The organism is Wolbachia endosymbiont of Trichogramma pretiosum (assembly GCF_001439985.1).
Taxonomy (GTDB): Bacteria; Pseudomonadota; Alphaproteobacteria; order Rickettsiales; family Anaplasmataceae; genus Wolbachia.
On the sequence record NZ_CM003641.1, the window covers coordinates 463,649 to 479,802 of the forward strand.

Genomic DNA, 16,154 nt, shown 5'->3' on the forward strand with positions numbered 1-16,154 from the left:
ATCCACACGGTGATAATTTTATTACTGTAATTGTTAATGTGCTAACGCTTAAAATAAGCGCGATCTAGCAGAGTGTAGAAAAATAAAAAAGGCATTCAGCAGACATAATTTCGCAAATAAATACAAGATTTGTCAAGAAGCTTCTATTAAATGAAAGTTATGAAAAAAAATCTATTGCAAGTCTTTTAATATTCTGTTAAGAGCTGGAACAAATAAAAATTATTATGTTTGGATTAGAGAATAAGAAATTTCTGATTACTGGTGCATCAGGCGGAATAGGCCAGGCAATTGTAGAAATTATGCATAAGGCCAGAGCAACTTTGTGTATTTCTAGTACAAAAAAAGAAGTACTCGAAGAAGTTGCTAAAAAATATGAAAAAAACATTCACGTGCTTCCTTGTGACTTATCAAATCCTGAAGAAGTAAATCAACTAATAAATAAAGCAAGTGAGTTGATGAAAGGCTTTGATGGACTCATATGCAATGCAGGAATTACACAGGACAGCTTATTGTTGAGAATGACAGATGAAGCATGGCAAAAGGTAATTGATATTAATTTGAGCTCTACATTTAAACTAAATAGAGAAGCATGCAGAAAATTAATTAAAAACAACTGGGGAAGAGTTATAAATCTTTCCTCAATAGTAGGTTTAACAGGCAATGCCGGGCAAGTAAATTATGCAGCATCAAAAGCTGGAATAATAGCTATGAGTAAATCTATAGCAAAAGAATTTGCAAGTCGCGGTGTAACAGTAAATTGCATTGCTCCTGGGTTTATAGATACTAAGATAACTGAAGTTCTAAATCAAAAACAAAAAGAAAAAATATTGGATAATGTTCCAATGCAAAGAATGGGAACAGGGCAAGAAATAGCAGCAGGAGTATTGTTTTTAGCAAGTGACGAAGCAAGATATATAACGGGGCATGTCCTTAACATCAATGGTGGGCTATTTATGTAGCAACACTTATTTATGGACAAACTATAAGTTTTACCCTAAAATAAATGTATATAAATTTAGATTCACACTAGTTTATTACTTGGAGGCAAAAGAGTGAGCTATATAATAAAAAAACTTTTTAATGCTCTATGTGTAGTGATGTTTCTTTCTTTTTCAGATTACGTAAATGCTGCTGATGATATAAGTGATACAACTGCCCAAGTAATATGCAATGTTATTGGTTATATTTGGGCAATAGGTGGGCCACTTATGACTGTAGTCATAATAGGTGCGGCTTTGCTTGCAATATTTGGTAGAATGCCATGGCCAGCTATCTGTGCCTTGGTTGTGTTTTGTGGTGTGTTTTTTGGCGCTAAAACGATTATAATGAAAATTATGCCCAATGTAAGTACTGAAGCGAAAGATATGTTGGATAAATGCGGGAAATAACCTAAAATAGGTGTATTTTTGTGTTTATTGTTTCTTCATATCCTCAATTTGCAGCAAATAAGAGCTATCTTTCGGAAAAGTTTTAGTGGCTAGCTCAGCGTACTTCATAAATTTCTCTAAATTACCTTCAATAAAAGCCTTTTTCGTCAAAGAAAAATAATACATTGCCATATCAGCGCTACGTTTATATGCAACACTGAAATACTTCCAGACAAGGGCATTATTTGTTTCTACGTTTGCAACCTGCTCTAGGTAAAAAATTGCCTTCTCTATTTTACCGTGTAATAATAAAGTATAAGATAACGCAAGTTTCACTAAATAGTTATTCTTCTCAGATAAATATCTAAGTGATTCTTCATACATTTTTATTGCTTCACTTAAATTTCCAGCTTTGTATAACATCTCCGCTTTTAATTCATATAAATAAGGATCATTGAGTGACTCTTGAATCAATGAATTAACTTTAGCAATAGCCTCTTCTATCTTTCCTTGCCTATAGTGAATTACAGCATTTACATACTTAGAGCTACCTCCATATTTACTAGATAACACATGAATAGGAGCAAAGAAAGAGTCTAGCTTTGTAAGCATACGCTCAAACTTCAGCAATTTATCCGCAAGGATTGGTTTTATATTGTTTTTAACCTTATAATTCTGTACAGCAAATATACGCTTATCACCAAGTGGGTGAGTGTGGAAATACTCTTCAGTGTTTTCATGCTCAATACTCTTAAAATAGTCAAAAATCTCTTTCATACCCAAATTATCATAGCAAGATTCATCTAGGTATCTTAAAGCATAGCTATCTGCTACACTCTCTTGCTCTTGAGAAGAGTTAAAAAACAACCTTGAACTAAGCGTTACACCACTAAGCAAGATTGCACTCGCAACCTGAGGGTTAATGACAATACTAGAAACTAATCCTACCATATAACTAACCATTGCTATTGATTGAAAATAACCTACAGCACTACTCATTTGTAATACATGACCAGCAGATATATGAGCAATTTCATGTGCCAATATACCAAGTAAGACATAAGGTTCAGTCGAATATTGTAAAAGCCCTAAATGAATGAAAATGCTATTATTGTTAATTACAAAAGCATTAATCGATCTATCATCAACTATAAAAACTTTTATTTTATCATTATCAATACCCGCAGCAGAAAATAAAGGTTGCGCTAGATCCTTCACTACCACTTCCACTTCACTATCTCTAATAATACTAACAGAGTAAGCGCTATTACAGTATACGAAAAAAAATAGTAAAACAAAAAGCTTAGACATGGAAGTTCCTTGTTCGTATAACTTTAGTAATTTTACATTTTAACATTTAAACTATACGAATTTATAAACGCTAGTTTAAATTTCGAACGTAGCTGATAAGTTTATCAATGGTAGTTAACTTAATTTTGTGTTGTTCAGCAAATTCAAGCAACCGGGGTAAGCGCATCATAGAGCCATCATCATTCACTAATTCACATCCTACAGCTGCATGACTAGATCCAACCAATTTTGCTATCTCAACACTTGCCTCAGTATGACCGTTGCGTGCTAAAACCCCACCCTCACTTGCAATAATAGGAAAAACATGACCAGGAGTAATAATATCATCCTTAGTACTTTTTCCATCAATAGCAGTAAGTATCGTATGCGTTCTATCATGAGCAGAAACACCCGTTGTAATACCATAACGAGCATCTACTGACGTAGTAAATGCAGTGTGAGGAATAAGTGCTTCATCTACATTACTTCTCTTCATAAATTCAAGGTTAAGTTTATTCATGTAAAACTTTGTCATAGCTAAAAACACAATACCAGTGCCATACCTAACCATAAAAGCAATATGTTCTGGTTTCACCTTTTCAGCTAAAATAACCAAATCACCTTCATTCTCTCTGTTTTCATCGTCAACTAAAATGAATAATTTACCAGAACTAGCGTCCCTGAGTACATCTTCCACAGAAGAAATACCTGGTAGACCAATTGAAGGATAAGTTACCTGTACCATGATCTACTTAAACTCAATCTTAACTATTTTATACAACTTCTCTCCATTTGGCACTATCACTTCCACATACTCACCAACTTTTTTGCCAATTAAAGCACTACCGAGTGGTGAATCCGTAGAGATCAACTGCTTTGAAACATCAGCTTCATATCCACCTACAATCTTATAAACATATTCAATTTCACTGTTATCATCGTTTAACATACTTACCGTAACAGTTGCACCAAACATTACTGTATCACCAGACAAATTTTTTACTTCTATCACTTCTGCATGTGAAAGTTTACTTTCTACCTCAATTATACGGCCTTCAATAAAACTTAATCTCTCCCGTGCTGCATGATATTCTGCATTTTCAGATAAATCGCCTTGATCACGAGCATCAGAAATAGCCTGTATGATAGAAGGTTTTTCTTCCTTTAATTTCTCAAGTTCGACTTGCATACTCTCAAAACCTTCTCTTGTAATAGGAAACCTGTTAACAATTGATGAAGTCATAATCACCGCCTAAACGCAATTAAATTGAGTGACAAAATCACTCACAATACCAATAATATCATCTTTTATATCATCATTCGTGTCACCCGACAACCTTTTTAAAACTCCAGGGTGAACAGTTTGAAAATAATTGATAAGATCACACTCGAACCTATTGATGTTGCTCACCTGTACCTTATTTAATTGACCATATAGATTAGAAAAGATATACATAAGCAATACTTGCTCTTCTATTTGCATAGGTGAATACTGTTTTTGCTTTAATAATTCAATAAGGTATTTACCTTTGTTTAAGGACAATTGAACAGTAGCATCAAGATCAGAACCAAATTTAGCAAAGTCTTCCAGTTCTCTATATTGGGCCAAACTCAGCTTTATAGAACCAGCAACTTTTTTCACAGATTTCAATTGTGCAGCAGAGCCAACCCGAGAAACCGATAAACCTATATTCACCGCAGGGCGAAATCCTTTGTGAAACAATTCAGACTCAAGAAAAATTTGTCCATCGGTAATTGAAATCACATTAGTTGGAACATACGCAGATACATCACCAGCCTGAGTCTCAATAATCGGCAAAGCAGTCAAAGATCCCTGTCCTTTTTTATCAGACATTTTGGCAGCTCTTTCAAGCAAGCGAGAGTGTACATAGAATATATCTCCAGGATAAGCTTCACGACCAGGAGGACGTCTGAGCAACAAGGACATCTGCCTATATGCCACAGCATGCTTAGATAAATCATCATATACCACCAAGCAATGCATTCCATTATCACGGAAAAATTCTCCAATAGTGCAACCGGTATAAGGTGCTAAAAATTGCATAGGGGCGCAGTCAGATGCGCTAGCCACAACTACGGTTGTATACTCTAATGCTCCACTTTCTTTTAGCTTATTCACCACTTTTGCTACCGTCGAAATTTTTTGTCCAATAGCAACATAAACACAGTAAATTTTTTGATTTTCGTTTACCTTATCATTGATCTTCTTCTGATTGATGATAGTATCAATCGCAATAGTGGTTTTACCAATTTGTCTATCGCCAATAATTAGTTCACGTTGACCTCTACCTATAGGAATCAACAAATCTATAATTTTAATTCCTGTCTGCAGAGGTTCATGCACAGATTTGCGGTCAATAATACCTGGCGCTTTAGACTCTATATACATTTTGCTCTTGGCTCTAATTTCTCCGCCATCGTCTATAGGATCGCCCAATGCATTTACAACTCTCCCTAATAATTCATGACCTACAGGCACCTGTACAACATCACCACTACATTTTACAACGTCCCCTTCTTTTACATCACGGTCATTGCCAAGCACAACTATTCCAGCTGTATCATGATCTAAATCAAGAACTATTCCTTCTACACCGCTTGCAAAAGATACCTTTTCACCAAACTTTGCTTTTTCCAGCCCATAGACCAACGTGATACCATCCGTTACTGAAATTACTTCACCTATATTTTCTCGCTTTATAGGATAATCAAATGTCTCAACCTTCTCTTTTATTATGTCTACTATTTCAGAGGCATTTATGCTATTCTTCATATATAATTCCTTGTTTTCAACATTTCCATTTTACTCAAATCAACCAATCTATCCAAATAACTCTTAAGCGAAGCATCAATCAAGTTAAAACCATACCTAACTACGAAGCCACCTAGTATAGAAGGATCAACTACATTACTGACTTTTATTATTTTACCAAGAAAGTTCAAAGATTCAGTAATTATTTTTATATCAGGTTTCTTTAAAACCTCTGCTGATTTTATAGTAATTTCCAGTTCGTTTTCACTTTCCCTTACAAGATTTAAGAATTTTTCTAGTATAAGGATTAATAAACGGGAGCGCTTGTTTGCAAGTGTAACCATAATAAATTTGACTAAGTTTTCACTCAAGTTCTCATTTATAGAAAGTATCGCTTCTTTTTTATGCAAAAGAGAAACCATAGGATGAGATAGATACACAAAAACATCTTGATCTTTAAAAAAAGCTAACAAAAATTCTACTTCTTTTCTTATAATACCCAATCTACTCCCCGAGACATGAAACAGCGCTCTAGCATAAGATGAAACCAAATTATTGTTTTTCATATTAAATTACCCATTCTAGTAAATCTAAGTTATTTAAGCTACCATTATTAAATCCAAGCATTTTTGTATAGATAGGTCTTCTCCTTAAGGAAAGAAAACATAAACCATATCTGACTGAATAATCTAAAAAACCAAGATTTTTACTTAAGAAATACTTAGAAGAATTTATAATAGACTGATACTGAAAATAAGATATCGGTACTTCCTTTCCATATAAACTTGTTTTAGCTACTATAAAAATCAGTTCCTTTTTTTTAGATACAATTAAGTCAATTTCACCCAACTTACAACGGAAGCGACGTTTTCTAATATTATAGAATTTTATCTTTAAATATATCGAAGCTAACAATTCCCCAAAGTAACCTGCAAAATAGCGTAACCTACTTACCATGAAAAAATAATTAGCTTTGTGTAACCACTTTGTTTCCTTTTTTATTTTTACTATAAATCTCACCTTTTGCTGAAATATCCCTATCAACCAGCTCTATCACTGCCATTGGAGCGCAATCACCCTTTCGAGTACCAAATTTTATTATTCTAGAGTATCCACCTTTACGGTCTTGATAACGATTAGCTAGAACGCTTAATAATTTATCAACTACCAACTTACTATTATGAAGACGTGAAAGCAAAAGCCTTCTACCATGTAAAGAATCGTTATTCTTAGCAATTGTAATAAACTTTTCCACATATGGACGAAGTGCTTTAGCCTTTGGTAAAGTAGTTACAATCTGCTCATGATTAACTAACGAAATAGATAGATTCTTTAACATTGATAACCTATGCCCGGTACAACGAGACAGTTTATTTTTCTTTATTCCATGTTTCATATACTACCTAATCCTCATCAGTATGTTGTTTAGCCAGTTCATCTATATCCTTAGGCGGCCAATTTGGTATATTCATACCCAAAGACAAACCTAAATTATTTAAAATTGCCTTGATTTCATTCAAAGACTTTCGACCAAAATTAGCGGTTCTTAACATTTCAACTTCCGTCTTTTGCACAAGATCACCTATATAAATTATATTTTCATTTTTTAGACAGTTATGAGATCTAACAGATAATTCCATTTCATCTACTTTACGCAATAGAATAGGATCATAGCCCAAATCTTTAGCACCACTAGACAAAGAAACCTGCGATTTTTTATAACTCATATCAGAACTAATAAAAGGCTGAAGTTGCTCCTGTAATATTCTTGCAGCATAGTCAACAGCTTGACTGGGAGAGATTGTACCATCAGTTTCAATTGACAATATCAGCTTATCTTTATCAGTAACTTGACCAACACGACTATTCTCCACTCTGTACGAAACCCTCTCAACAGGACTATATAAAGCATTAACTGGAATAAAACCAATTAAATCTTGTTCATTCATAGACTTTAAAAATTCATTTTCTTTATATTTATTTATAGAAAGATAACCTTTTCCACTAGCAACATATATAGCAATGCTAAGCTCCATATCTTGACCTAGTGTACATATCACCAAATCTTTATTAACAATAGAGCATTGGTCGTCAGTTTCTATCATTCCAGCTAATACTTGACAAGGACCTTTAGCTCTCAAATTCAGGCACTTATTAGACGTGTTATTTAGCTTACATCTCAACATGCCCATATTTAATACTATATCAGTTATATCTTCTCTAACTCCTTGGATCGAAGTAAATTCATGATTCACGCCTTCAATTTTTATTCCATAAACAGCACTACCGCGAAGAGAAGACAACATCACACGCCTTAATGCATGACCCAACGTTAAAGCAAAACCACTTTCCAAAGGTTCTAGAACTATATCACCTTTTTTACTTGAATCACCTGATACTACCTTAATCGCATTAGGCTTAGTTAATCTATCTAAATCCCCATAGAAAGAAACACTATCACTATAATACATACAAAAACCTTCCAAATATCCTATACTCTTCTTTTTTTCCTCAATCTACACCCATTATGAGGTACCGCCGTTTTATCTGCAATTGAAGTGACAGTCAATCCACAATTTCGAAGTGCTTTAACTGCAGCTTCTGCACCAAAACCAGGACCACGAATTATTACAGAGACAACCTTCATACCAAATCTCTCTATTACTTTCTTCGCAGCAGAATCGGCAACCTTACCTGCAGCATAAGGTGTAGATTTTCTCGAACCAGAAAAACCACATGCACCAACAGAAGTTTGGTAAAGCGTATTACCACAAATATCAGTCACATTTACAAAAGTGTTATTAAAAGTCGCACGAATATGGACAATACCACTAATAAACCTTTTTGTATTCTTACCAACCGTTTTAACTTTTTTCATAAAAAATCACGATAATAACAAATTTTATTTTTTCCCAGCAATAGGTAATTTAGATCTGCCTTTACGAGTTTTAGCATTGGTATGGGTTCTTTGCCCCCTCACAGGCAAACCTTTTCTATGCCTTAATCCTCTATAGCAACCGATTTCCATTAAAGATTTTATATCCATAGCCACTTTTTTTCTGAGTTCACCCTCTATGACATATTTTTGCCTAATAAAACTACTAATTCTCTCTATATCTTCATCTTGTAATTCCGAAACACGCTTACGCTCATCAATTTTACAACTACGACAAATTATATTCGCAGTAGTAATACCTATACCATGTATATAAGTTAATGCGAAGGGAACACACTTCTTGACTGGAACATTTATGCCTGCAATACGTGCCACTAATACCTCGATACTTTATTAAAAATAACTCCTAAGTTATACCATAAAACAACTTATAGTCAAATCAAATTACAAGAAATTTTACTTTCAATCTCTTGCATTACTCTATCAACACTCAAGTTAGCATTAATTGTTAATAACCTACCCTTATAATACTCGCGCAAATCCTTCATCTGAAAATGATATTCTCTTATCCTCTTATTAATTGCAAGCATACTAGCATCATCAATTCTCTTCTCCAATCTCGTACTTTCACATTTAGCACAAGTGGTATTTTTAAAAGAAGATATACTATATACACTTTTACAATCCAAACAAGTAAGACGATCTTTTAATCTATTAATTGCAATATTATCGTCAAGCTGCAACTCAATTACAAGATCAACATCCCTATTGCATCTTTTTTGCAAAACTTGAGTCAAAAAATGAGCTTGATTTAAATTTCTTGGAAAACCATCTAACAAAAAATCACCATCTATTAATGCAAGCTGGTCACACAATAATTTACATATAACTTCATCTTGAATTAAATTACCAGATTCAACAGTATCCTTTATTTCTTTACCTAATTTACTCCCACTAGATATAATATTCCTTAATAAATCTCCTACTGAAACTAATTCAAAATTATACTTTGCTATTAATAAACTGGACTGAGTACCCTTACCAGATCCAGGAGGACCAAAAATTGTAACAATCACTTTAGTCTCCTTGTTTTAGACTCATATTTCTTTATCCAACTATCGTACCTATTTGAAAAAACGTAAGATTGTACTTGCATAATAGTATCAGTAATAACGTTAACTATAATCAGCAAGCTCGTCCCACCAAAAATAAATGGTATATCATAATGGTACCTCATAATTTCAGGTATAGTACATATTACCACCAAATACGCAGATCCAATAAATGTTAATTTAAAAACTACATCTTGAAGATAATCAGAAGTATGTTTTCCAGGCCCTCTACCAGGAATAAAACCACCATTTTTCCTAAGAAAATCAGCATTTTCCTCTGGATTAAATATAAAATTGGTATAGAAAAAATTAAAAAGTACTATGAGTATTAAGTAAGTTATAATGTACATCATTTTATTTGCCATAAAGTAGTTTAAAATAAAATCGGCAATGGCATGACCTTTATAGAAATTTGCAATTGAAATAGGCGTTAATAAAATTGCGTTAGCAAAAATAGTTGGTATTACACCAGATAAATTGATCTTCAATGGAATGTAAGTAAAATCATCATTATGTAATTTTTTAAACTGTTTTTTGGGATATTGAACAATCACCTTTCTATAAGAAGATTCTGTAAAAATGACTAAAAGGAGAAGTAAAAAAAACAATGCTATAACAAAAAGGGTAATGAAAAAAGACATACTACCATTTTTATTTAATGTTAGCAGAGATGATAAAGCATTATGTAATTCAGATGTTATGCCAGTAAAAATGATTAATGATATACCATTGCCTATACCGCTCACACTAATCCTCTCACCAAGCCATATTAAAAATACAGTTCCACCTAAAAGGCTAAAGACACCTATAGTACGAAACATAATACCAGGTTCAACTACAACTAATACCCCTTCCCCATTCATCCTTTCTAACCCTATCAAGATCGCAATTGATTGAAAGATACAAAACACTACAGTCATATAGCGTATATAAGAGTTCATCTTTCGACGTCCTAACTCTCCTTCATTTTTAATTTCATTGATTCCTTTAACTGCAGAAGATAATAATTGCATAACTATGGATGCAACTATGTATGGCATAACGTTTAACGCCAAGATCGTCATTCTAGCTAAAGCGCCACCAGAAAATAAATTAAATATTCCAAAAACACCGGAACTCTCTTTTGGAAATACATCATTGATTATATCAAGATTAACTCCAGGAATAGGAACATAAGTACCTAAACGATAACAAACTAAAGCCATTAGCGTAAAAAATATACGCTTTAGTAAATCAGTTTTATATAATAACGTAGAATCCAAACTATTAAATGCAAATTTACTGCTCATGATTTACGACAGTATTGCTACACTACCACCAACTGAAGCTACAGATCTTTTTGCAGCTTCTGATGCAAAATCAACATGAAACACAAATTTTTCGCTCAATTTACCCTTATTAAGAAGTTTGATTTTACTTTTAACAGATCTTATAAAACCTAATTTATGTAGTAGCTCCTTATCTATGATAGAATCCTTGACTATTTTTTTAGCTTCCATTAAGCACTGTACATCACCAACATTAAATATAGAGTATAAGTTTTTGCGTATAGGCTTAAAACCTCTTTTAGGTAAACGAGTATATATAGACTGCTGTCCACCTTCAAAACCATTTATAGAAACTCCACTTCTCGCTTTTTGTCCTTTATGCCCCCTACCGGATGTTTTACCTTTACCACAACCAATGCCTCTACCTAATAACTTAGGCTTCTTTTTCTTAGATAATTTGGTAAACACAGAATTTAATTTTACAGCATCATTCATACTTTACCTATTTCCAACTATCTCACTAATCTTTTTACCCCTCTTACCTGCCACTTGGCGAGGAGATAACATAACACCAAAAGCCTTAAATACTGCACATATAATATTATGGGGATCATTTGATCTGGTAGACTTAGCTACTACATCCTTTATACCTAATACCTCAAAAACCGACCTCATTGCTCCACCAGCAATAATACCCGTTCCAGTTCTTGCAGCTCTTAAAACTATCTCACCAGAACAAAATTTAGCTTTAATATCATGATGTAAAGTTCTACCTTCACGTAAGTACACCCTAACCATCGACTTCTTTGCAGCATTCACAGCTTTCACTCTTGCTTCAGCAACCTCTACATGTTTACCTATTCCACATCCTACCCTACCCTTACCATCACCAACAACAACCAAGGTTGAAAATGAAAATCTTCTACCACCTTTAGTAACCGTTGTTACCCTTCGGACTGAAACCAAAAGTTCTGATAAATCATTATTACTTTGTAAATTCTTTACAGCCATACTTCAAACCTTCTAAAATTCAAATCCAGAGCTTCTTAAAGCTTCAGCAAATTGAGAAATCAATCCTGTATACTTATATGCCCCCCGATCAAAGACGAACCGCTGCTGCAATCTTGTACTAGGCAGACGCTCGATCAATAAAGAAGAAACCCTTTTTATAGTTTCAGCATTGACCCTACCTTTACATACATTCCTAATTTTATCATCCAAAGTAGAAGCAGAAGCTAAGGTTGTTCCTTTTGCATCGTTAATCAACTGAACATAAAAATGTCTATTAGACTTAAATATGGATATACGTAAACGCCCAGCGCTCTTATCGAGCTTTGCTCTATTACGAAGTTTCCTTTTTTTATAGCCACTTAAAAAATTATACAATCTTTTCATTTTAATTACTTCTTTTTATTTACAACCTTACGCAGCATAAATTTGCCTTTTATTACAACACCCTTACCTTTATAAGGATCATATTTTCTAATTTTGCATATATCAGAAGCGACCATATAGACTTTTTGCTTATCCATACCGCGAATCACTAAATGAGTTGGCTTTATACACTTAATCTCAACGTCTTTAGGGACTTTATACTTAATATTATGACTATAACCAAGATATAAAGTCAAATACTTATCATCACATTCTGCTTTATAACCTACACCATTAATCTCAAGATCAACAGAAAAACCATTAACCATACCGTTAATCATGTTATTAATATTACTTCTATAAGTACCCCATATAGATTTTATTTTATTATAATCATCCCTGCCTTGATCAACAGAAAGCAACAATTGATTATCAACTATCTGACACAGAATGCCACTATACAAGCTCAACTCTTCTTCTGCCCTAACACTTCTTATCAACACCCTACCATCATTATATTCGACTGAAAGATCAGCAGGAATAGTGATAGGTGCGGCACCTATACGAGACATACATTTCTCCTATCATTTAAAATACACGACACAAAACTTCTCCACCAACTTTTAATCTACGTGCATTATAATCGGTCATCACTCCTTTCGGCGTAGATATAATAAAAATTCCAAGGCCATTATATGCTTTAGAAATGTCCTTACACTTAGAATAATAACGACAACCGGGCTTTGATACCCTAGCTATATCATTAATCGCAGGTAATTTATCATAATACTTCAACTGTACAACAAGCGAAGGTACACTATCACTCTCTTGCTTTTCATAATTAAGAATATACCCTTCCTCTTTTAAGATCTTCAATATAGAAGAATTCACCTTAGAGAATAGGACTCTTGTTTCCCTATGCATTGCCAATTGAGCATTACGTACTCTTGTTAAAAAATCACCAATACCATCAGATAACGACACTATTACACTCCTTATATCACATTTACCAACTAGATTTTGTAACCCCTGGAACTTGTCCAAAAGAACATAAATCACGTAAAACAATCCTACATAAACCAAATTTTCTATATACTCCTCTCGGCCTACCAGTTAAAGCGCATCTATTCCTAATTCTGATTTTAGAAGAATCTCTAGGAAATTTTTTAATCAGCTTACTTTGAGCGGCAAATCTTTTTGCAATAGATAAATCCCTATTATTCATTATAGATTTTAGTTGTTCCCTTCTCTCCCTATACTGATCGCACAACTTTACCCTACGAAGATTCTTCTGTATCATGGATTTTTTTGCCATATATATTTCTCTCAATTATCAAAAAAAGGGAATTTAAGAGCTAGTAATAATTCCTTTGCTTCCTTATCACTAACTGCAGTTGTTATAATATTAATATCCATACCTCTAATTTTACTTATTTTATCATAGTCTATTTCTAAAAATGATATATGCTCCTTGATACCAAAGGAAAAATTACCATGACCATCAAATTGCTTCACACTAAACCCTCTAAAATCTTTTTCCCTTGGCAAAGCAATATATATTAACCTTTCTAAGAATTCATACATTTTATTTCTACGCAAAGTCACTTTACAACCTACCGTTGCACCTTTTCTAATTTTGAAACCAGAAATAGATTTTTTTGCAAAGGTTAACACAGGCTTTTGCCCAGCAATTAAATGTAGATCATCAAATGGCTCATTTATCGCTTTATTGTCCGTAGCAGCATCTCCAACGCCCATATTGATACATACCTTGACAAGTTTAGGCACTTGCATTACATTTCCGTAACTAAACTTATCCTTTAAGGATTTTACTATATTATCTTTATACAATCGTTTAAACATACCAACCTAATCTATTACTTCTCCAGAAACTTTTGCAAAACGCACTTTTCTACCATCTACAATCTTAAATCCTACTTTAGTTGGAGTTTTACACTTAGGATCCAATATTGCAACATTGGATACATCAATAGCTAACTCTTTATTCAACACACCACCACTACTACCAGCTCTTGGTTTAGTATGTCTCTTACACACATTTATGCCAGAAACAAATACTTTCTTTTTAGCATCACATATTATAACTTTGATTACCTTGCCAATTTTTCTCTTATCCTTACCAGTTAAAACTATAATATCATCACCACTTTTTATTTTAGCACTCATTATAAAACCTCATCAGCTAATGACATTATTTTCATAAAAGAACCAGATAGTAACTTTTTTACTGGACCAAACACACGAGTACCAAGTGGTTCACCTTGATCATTAATTAAAACCACAGCATTGCTAGAAAAACGAATTACAGAACCATCAGATTTCTTGACACTACTTTTTACTCTAACAACAACTGCTTTATATACTTTTCCTTTTTCAACCTTACCTTTTGGGTTAATAGACTTAGTAGATATAATAATCGTATCACCTACAGATGCAGATTTCCTACCACCCAACAAGCCAATACAAAGAACTGCACGCGCACCAGAATTATCAGCGGCCTCTAACAATGTATTTTTTTGAATCATATAAGTACCTATTCCCTTTTAGCTATTGATAACAACCCATTTTTTAGTAACAGAAATAGGCTTATGTTCCTGTATTAAAACCTTATCCCCCTTTTTGCAACTATTATCCTCATCATGTGCTGTATACTTCTTATATTTTCTAATAACTTTTCTATACAACCTATCCTTATACATTTGTAACACCGAAACCTTCACAGTCTTATCAGACTCAGCATTAGTTACGACACCACACAAAACCTTCTTAGGCATTCCTTCCCTCTCCCTTTCTTCTATTCAACACAGTTAGACTACGAGCTATGCTCTTTTTTATTAAGCTAAAACGTGAAAAATTGTTGCACTGGCCCAGCTTTTTTTGAAAAGCCAAATTAACAAATTCTTTCCTTAAATTCACAAGGAGTTCATGTAATCCCTGTGAAGATTCTGATTCAAGTTTAACTATATCCATTGCAACTCCATTCAATTATGATTAGATATAAATTTACACTTCATAGGAAGCTTAGCAGTCGCTTTTTCAAGCGCCGATCTTGCTAAATACATGGGAACATCACTACTAATCTCAAACAAAACCCTACCGGGCTTAGCTCTAAATACCCAAAATTCAACACTACCTTTCCCTTTACCCATACGTACATCTGCTGGCTTTTTACTAACCGGAGTATCAGGAAAAATTCTTATCCACAATTTACCAGAGCGTTTTAACGTTCTAGATATTACGCGCCTTGCAGTTTCAATATGCTTAGACTGAACCTTACCTACCTCCATAGCTTTTAATCCATAATCTCCAAAGGACAACGTGCTACCACCCTTAGCATTACCCTTAATTCTCCCCTTAAATGACTTTTTATATTTACTCTTTTTGGGAACGAACATTTCAATATACCTTAACTACCAACATAAACCCAAACTTTAACTCCTATAACACCAGATATAGTCTTCGCTTCACAAAGAGCATAATCTATATTAGCACGCAAAGTGTGTAAAGGCAAACGACCTTCTTTGTACCATTCAGTACGAGCTATTTCAGCTCCACCAAGACGCCCAGAGCAACTTACTTTAATACCCTCAGCACCCATCTTCAAACAATTTTGAATAGCTTTTTTCATCGCTCTTCTACATGAAATCCTTTTTTCTAGCTGATGTGTAATACTCCTTGATATCAAAACCGCATCTATTTCAGACTTTTTAACTCCCACTACATTGACTTCGACACCACTTTTTACTTTTTTAGCTATTTTTTGCTTTATCTTCTCAACATCCAAACCTTTCTTACCTATTATAACTCCAGGCTTAGAGGAATGTATTATTATAGACACTAAATTAACTGTACGCTCTACAATTACTTTAGAAATACCAGCATGCTTAAAGGATTCATTTATATAACCGCGAATAAATAGATCGTGATGCAATCTCTGTTTATAACCGTCTGTAGCACACCAAACAGAATCCCAGGTATTACCATTTACCCGTAATCTAAATACTTTAGGATTAACCTTCTGTCCCATATTTCACACTTTCCTTATTAACTTTC

At 33.7% G+C, this 16,154-nt stretch carries 26 protein-coding genes and 1 pseudogene; 2 read left to right on the plus strand and 25 right to left on the minus strand.

Going from position 1 to position 16,154, the window contains the following annotated elements; translation table 11 throughout:
* Nucleotides 1–224 precede the first annotated feature (224 nt).
* Nucleotides 225–959 (plus strand): 3-oxoacyl-[acyl-carrier-protein] reductase, encoded by a 735-nt coding sequence (fabG, locus tag wTpre_RS02160; RefSeq protein WP_068651623.1) that lies wholly within the window; start codon nucleotides 225–227, stop codon nucleotides 957–959.
* A gap of 93 nt (nucleotides 960–1,052) precedes the next feature.
* A complete protein-coding gene (locus tag wTpre_RS02165; protein WP_068651625.1) occupies nucleotides 1,053–1,388 on the plus strand; it encodes a TrbC/VirB2 family protein in 336 nt (111 codons plus the stop codon).
* Between the two features lie 24 nt (nucleotides 1,389–1,412).
* Here the strand turns inward: wTpre_RS02165 and wTpre_RS02170 are convergent, their stop codons facing one another.
* The 25 genes and pseudogenes from wTpre_RS02170 to rpsC all read right to left on the minus strand — a co-directional run bounded on the left by wTpre_RS02170 (nucleotide 1,413) and on the right by rpsC (nucleotide 16,128).
* Nucleotides 1,413–2,678 (minus strand): M48 family metalloprotease, encoded by a 1,266-nt coding sequence (locus tag wTpre_RS02170; protein WP_068651627.1) that lies wholly within the window; start codon nucleotides 2,676–2,678, stop codon nucleotides 1,413–1,415.
* Between the two features lie 70 nt (nucleotides 2,679–2,748).
* The gene (gene ribB, locus wTpre_RS02175; protein ID WP_068651629.1) at nucleotides 2,749–3,402 is read right to left on the minus strand and encodes a 3,4-dihydroxy-2-butanone-4-phosphate synthase; all 654 of its coding nucleotides are present in this window, start codon (nucleotides 3,400–3,402) and stop codon (nucleotides 2,749–2,751) included.
* Between the two features lie 3 nt (nucleotides 3,403–3,405).
* Nucleotides 3,406–3,900 carry a transcription elongation factor GreA gene (greA, locus tag wTpre_RS02180; protein ID WP_068651631.1) on the minus strand — a complete coding sequence of 165 codons (495 nt, stop codon included), beginning with the start codon at nucleotides 3,898–3,900 and terminating at the stop codon, nucleotides 3,406–3,408.
* A 9-nt stretch (nucleotides 3,901–3,909) separates the two neighbouring features.
* The gene (gene atpA, locus wTpre_RS02185; RefSeq protein WP_068651633.1) at nucleotides 3,910–5,451 is read right to left on the minus strand and encodes a F0F1 ATP synthase subunit alpha; all 1,542 of its coding nucleotides are present in this window, start codon (nucleotides 5,449–5,451) and stop codon (nucleotides 3,910–3,912) included.
* A complete protein-coding gene (gene atpH, locus wTpre_RS02190) occupies nucleotides 5,448–5,996 on the minus strand; it encodes an ATP synthase F1 subunit delta (RefSeq protein WP_068651635.1) in 549 nt (182 codons plus the stop codon). The genes atpA and atpH overlap by 4 nt, the downstream gene beginning before the upstream one ends.
* A gap of 47 nt (nucleotides 5,997–6,043) precedes the next feature.
* Nucleotides 6,044–6,387 (minus strand): annotated as a pseudogene (locus tag wTpre_RS02195) (YraN family protein).
* A 10-nt stretch (nucleotides 6,388–6,397) separates the two neighbouring features.
* Complete coding sequence (rplQ, locus tag wTpre_RS02200; RefSeq protein ID WP_068651636.1) at nucleotides 6,398–6,826, minus strand: 50S ribosomal protein L17; 429 nt, start codon at nucleotides 6,824–6,826, stop codon at nucleotides 6,398–6,400.
* A 7-nt stretch (nucleotides 6,827–6,833) separates the two neighbouring features.
* Nucleotides 6,834–7,901, minus strand: coding sequence for a DNA-directed RNA polymerase subunit alpha (locus wTpre_RS02205; RefSeq protein WP_068651638.1), 1,068 nt, complete (start codon nucleotides 7,899–7,901; stop codon nucleotides 6,834–6,836).
* Between the two features lie 20 nt (nucleotides 7,902–7,921).
* Nucleotides 7,922–8,308, minus strand: a complete 387-nt coding sequence (gene rpsK, locus wTpre_RS02210) for a 30S ribosomal protein S11 (RefSeq protein ID WP_068651640.1) — start codon at nucleotides 8,306–8,308, stop codon at nucleotides 7,922–7,924.
* Nucleotides 8,309–8,332: 24 nt separating this feature from the next.
* Nucleotides 8,333–8,701, minus strand: coding sequence for a 30S ribosomal protein S13 (gene rpsM / locus wTpre_RS02215; protein ID WP_068651642.1), 369 nt, complete (start codon nucleotides 8,699–8,701; stop codon nucleotides 8,333–8,335).
* A 59-nt stretch (nucleotides 8,702–8,760) separates the two neighbouring features.
* Nucleotides 8,761–9,402, minus strand: a complete 642-nt coding sequence (locus tag wTpre_RS02220; RefSeq protein WP_068651644.1) for an adenylate kinase family protein — start codon at nucleotides 9,400–9,402, stop codon at nucleotides 8,761–8,763.
* Complete coding sequence (gene secY, locus wTpre_RS02225) at nucleotides 9,399–10,727, minus strand: preprotein translocase subunit SecY (RefSeq protein ID WP_068651646.1); 1,329 nt, start codon at nucleotides 10,725–10,727, stop codon at nucleotides 9,399–9,401. The genes wTpre_RS02220 and secY overlap by 4 nt, the downstream gene beginning before the upstream one ends.
* A 3-nt stretch (nucleotides 10,728–10,730) precedes the next feature.
* The gene (rplO, locus tag wTpre_RS02230) at nucleotides 10,731–11,201 is read right to left on the minus strand and encodes a 50S ribosomal protein L15 (protein WP_068651648.1); all 471 of its coding nucleotides are present in this window, start codon (nucleotides 11,199–11,201) and stop codon (nucleotides 10,731–10,733) included.
* A 3-nt stretch (nucleotides 11,202–11,204) separates the two neighbouring features.
* Entirely contained in the window at nucleotides 11,205–11,717 is a 513-nt protein-coding gene (rpsE, locus tag wTpre_RS02235) for a 30S ribosomal protein S5 (protein WP_068651650.1), read from the minus strand.
* Between the two features lie 12 nt (nucleotides 11,718–11,729).
* Nucleotides 11,730–12,101 (minus strand): 50S ribosomal protein L18, encoded by a 372-nt coding sequence (gene rplR, locus wTpre_RS02240; RefSeq protein WP_068651652.1) that lies wholly within the window; start codon nucleotides 12,099–12,101, stop codon nucleotides 11,730–11,732.
* A 5-nt stretch (nucleotides 12,102–12,106) separates the two neighbouring features.
* Nucleotides 12,107–12,652 carry a 50S ribosomal protein L6 gene (rplF, locus tag wTpre_RS02245; protein ID WP_068651654.1) on the minus strand — a complete coding sequence of 182 codons (546 nt, stop codon included), beginning with the start codon at nucleotides 12,650–12,652 and terminating at the stop codon, nucleotides 12,107–12,109.
* A gap of 16 nt (nucleotides 12,653–12,668) precedes the next feature.
* Nucleotides 12,669–13,064, minus strand: coding sequence for a 30S ribosomal protein S8 (gene rpsH / locus wTpre_RS02250; protein ID WP_068651656.1), 396 nt, complete (start codon nucleotides 13,062–13,064; stop codon nucleotides 12,669–12,671).
* 22 nt (nucleotides 13,065–13,086) lie between these two features.
* Nucleotides 13,087–13,395, minus strand: coding sequence for a 30S ribosomal protein S14 (rpsN, locus tag wTpre_RS02255; protein WP_068652600.1), 309 nt, complete (start codon nucleotides 13,393–13,395; stop codon nucleotides 13,087–13,089).
* A gap of 11 nt (nucleotides 13,396–13,406) precedes the next feature.
* Entirely contained in the window at nucleotides 13,407–13,943 is a 537-nt protein-coding gene (gene rplE, locus wTpre_RS02260) for a 50S ribosomal protein L5 (RefSeq protein WP_068651658.1), read from the minus strand.
* A 6-nt stretch (nucleotides 13,944–13,949) separates the two neighbouring features.
* The gene (gene rplX, locus wTpre_RS02265; protein WP_068651660.1) at nucleotides 13,950–14,267 is read right to left on the minus strand and encodes a 50S ribosomal protein L24; all 318 of its coding nucleotides are present in this window, start codon (nucleotides 14,265–14,267) and stop codon (nucleotides 13,950–13,952) included.
* Entirely contained in the window at nucleotides 14,267–14,626 is a 360-nt protein-coding gene (gene rplN / locus wTpre_RS02270) for a 50S ribosomal protein L14 (protein ID WP_068651662.1), read from the minus strand. Before rplN ends, rplX begins: the two co-directional genes overlap by 1 nt.
* Nucleotides 14,627–14,644: 18 nt before the next feature.
* Nucleotides 14,645–14,875: a 30S ribosomal protein S17 gene (gene rpsQ / locus wTpre_RS02275; RefSeq protein WP_068651664.1), complete on the minus strand. Its 231-nt coding sequence runs from the start codon at nucleotides 14,873–14,875 to the stop codon at nucleotides 14,645–14,647.
* On the minus strand, nucleotides 14,868–15,071 hold the full coding sequence (gene rpmC / locus wTpre_RS02280; RefSeq protein WP_068652602.1) for a 50S ribosomal protein L29: 204 nt from the start codon (nucleotides 15,069–15,071) through the stop codon (nucleotides 14,868–14,870). Before rpmC ends, rpsQ begins: the two co-directional genes overlap by 8 nt.
* Nucleotides 15,072–15,082: 11 nt before the next feature.
* Nucleotides 15,083–15,496: a 50S ribosomal protein L16 gene (gene rplP, locus wTpre_RS02285; RefSeq protein WP_068651665.1), complete on the minus strand. Its 414-nt coding sequence runs from the start codon at nucleotides 15,494–15,496 to the stop codon at nucleotides 15,083–15,085.
* 11 nt (nucleotides 15,497–15,507) lie between these two features.
* On the minus strand, nucleotides 15,508–16,128 hold the full coding sequence (gene rpsC, locus wTpre_RS02290; protein ID WP_068651667.1) for a 30S ribosomal protein S3: 621 nt from the start codon (nucleotides 16,126–16,128) through the stop codon (nucleotides 15,508–15,510).
* Nucleotides 16,129–16,154 lie beyond the last annotated feature (26 nt).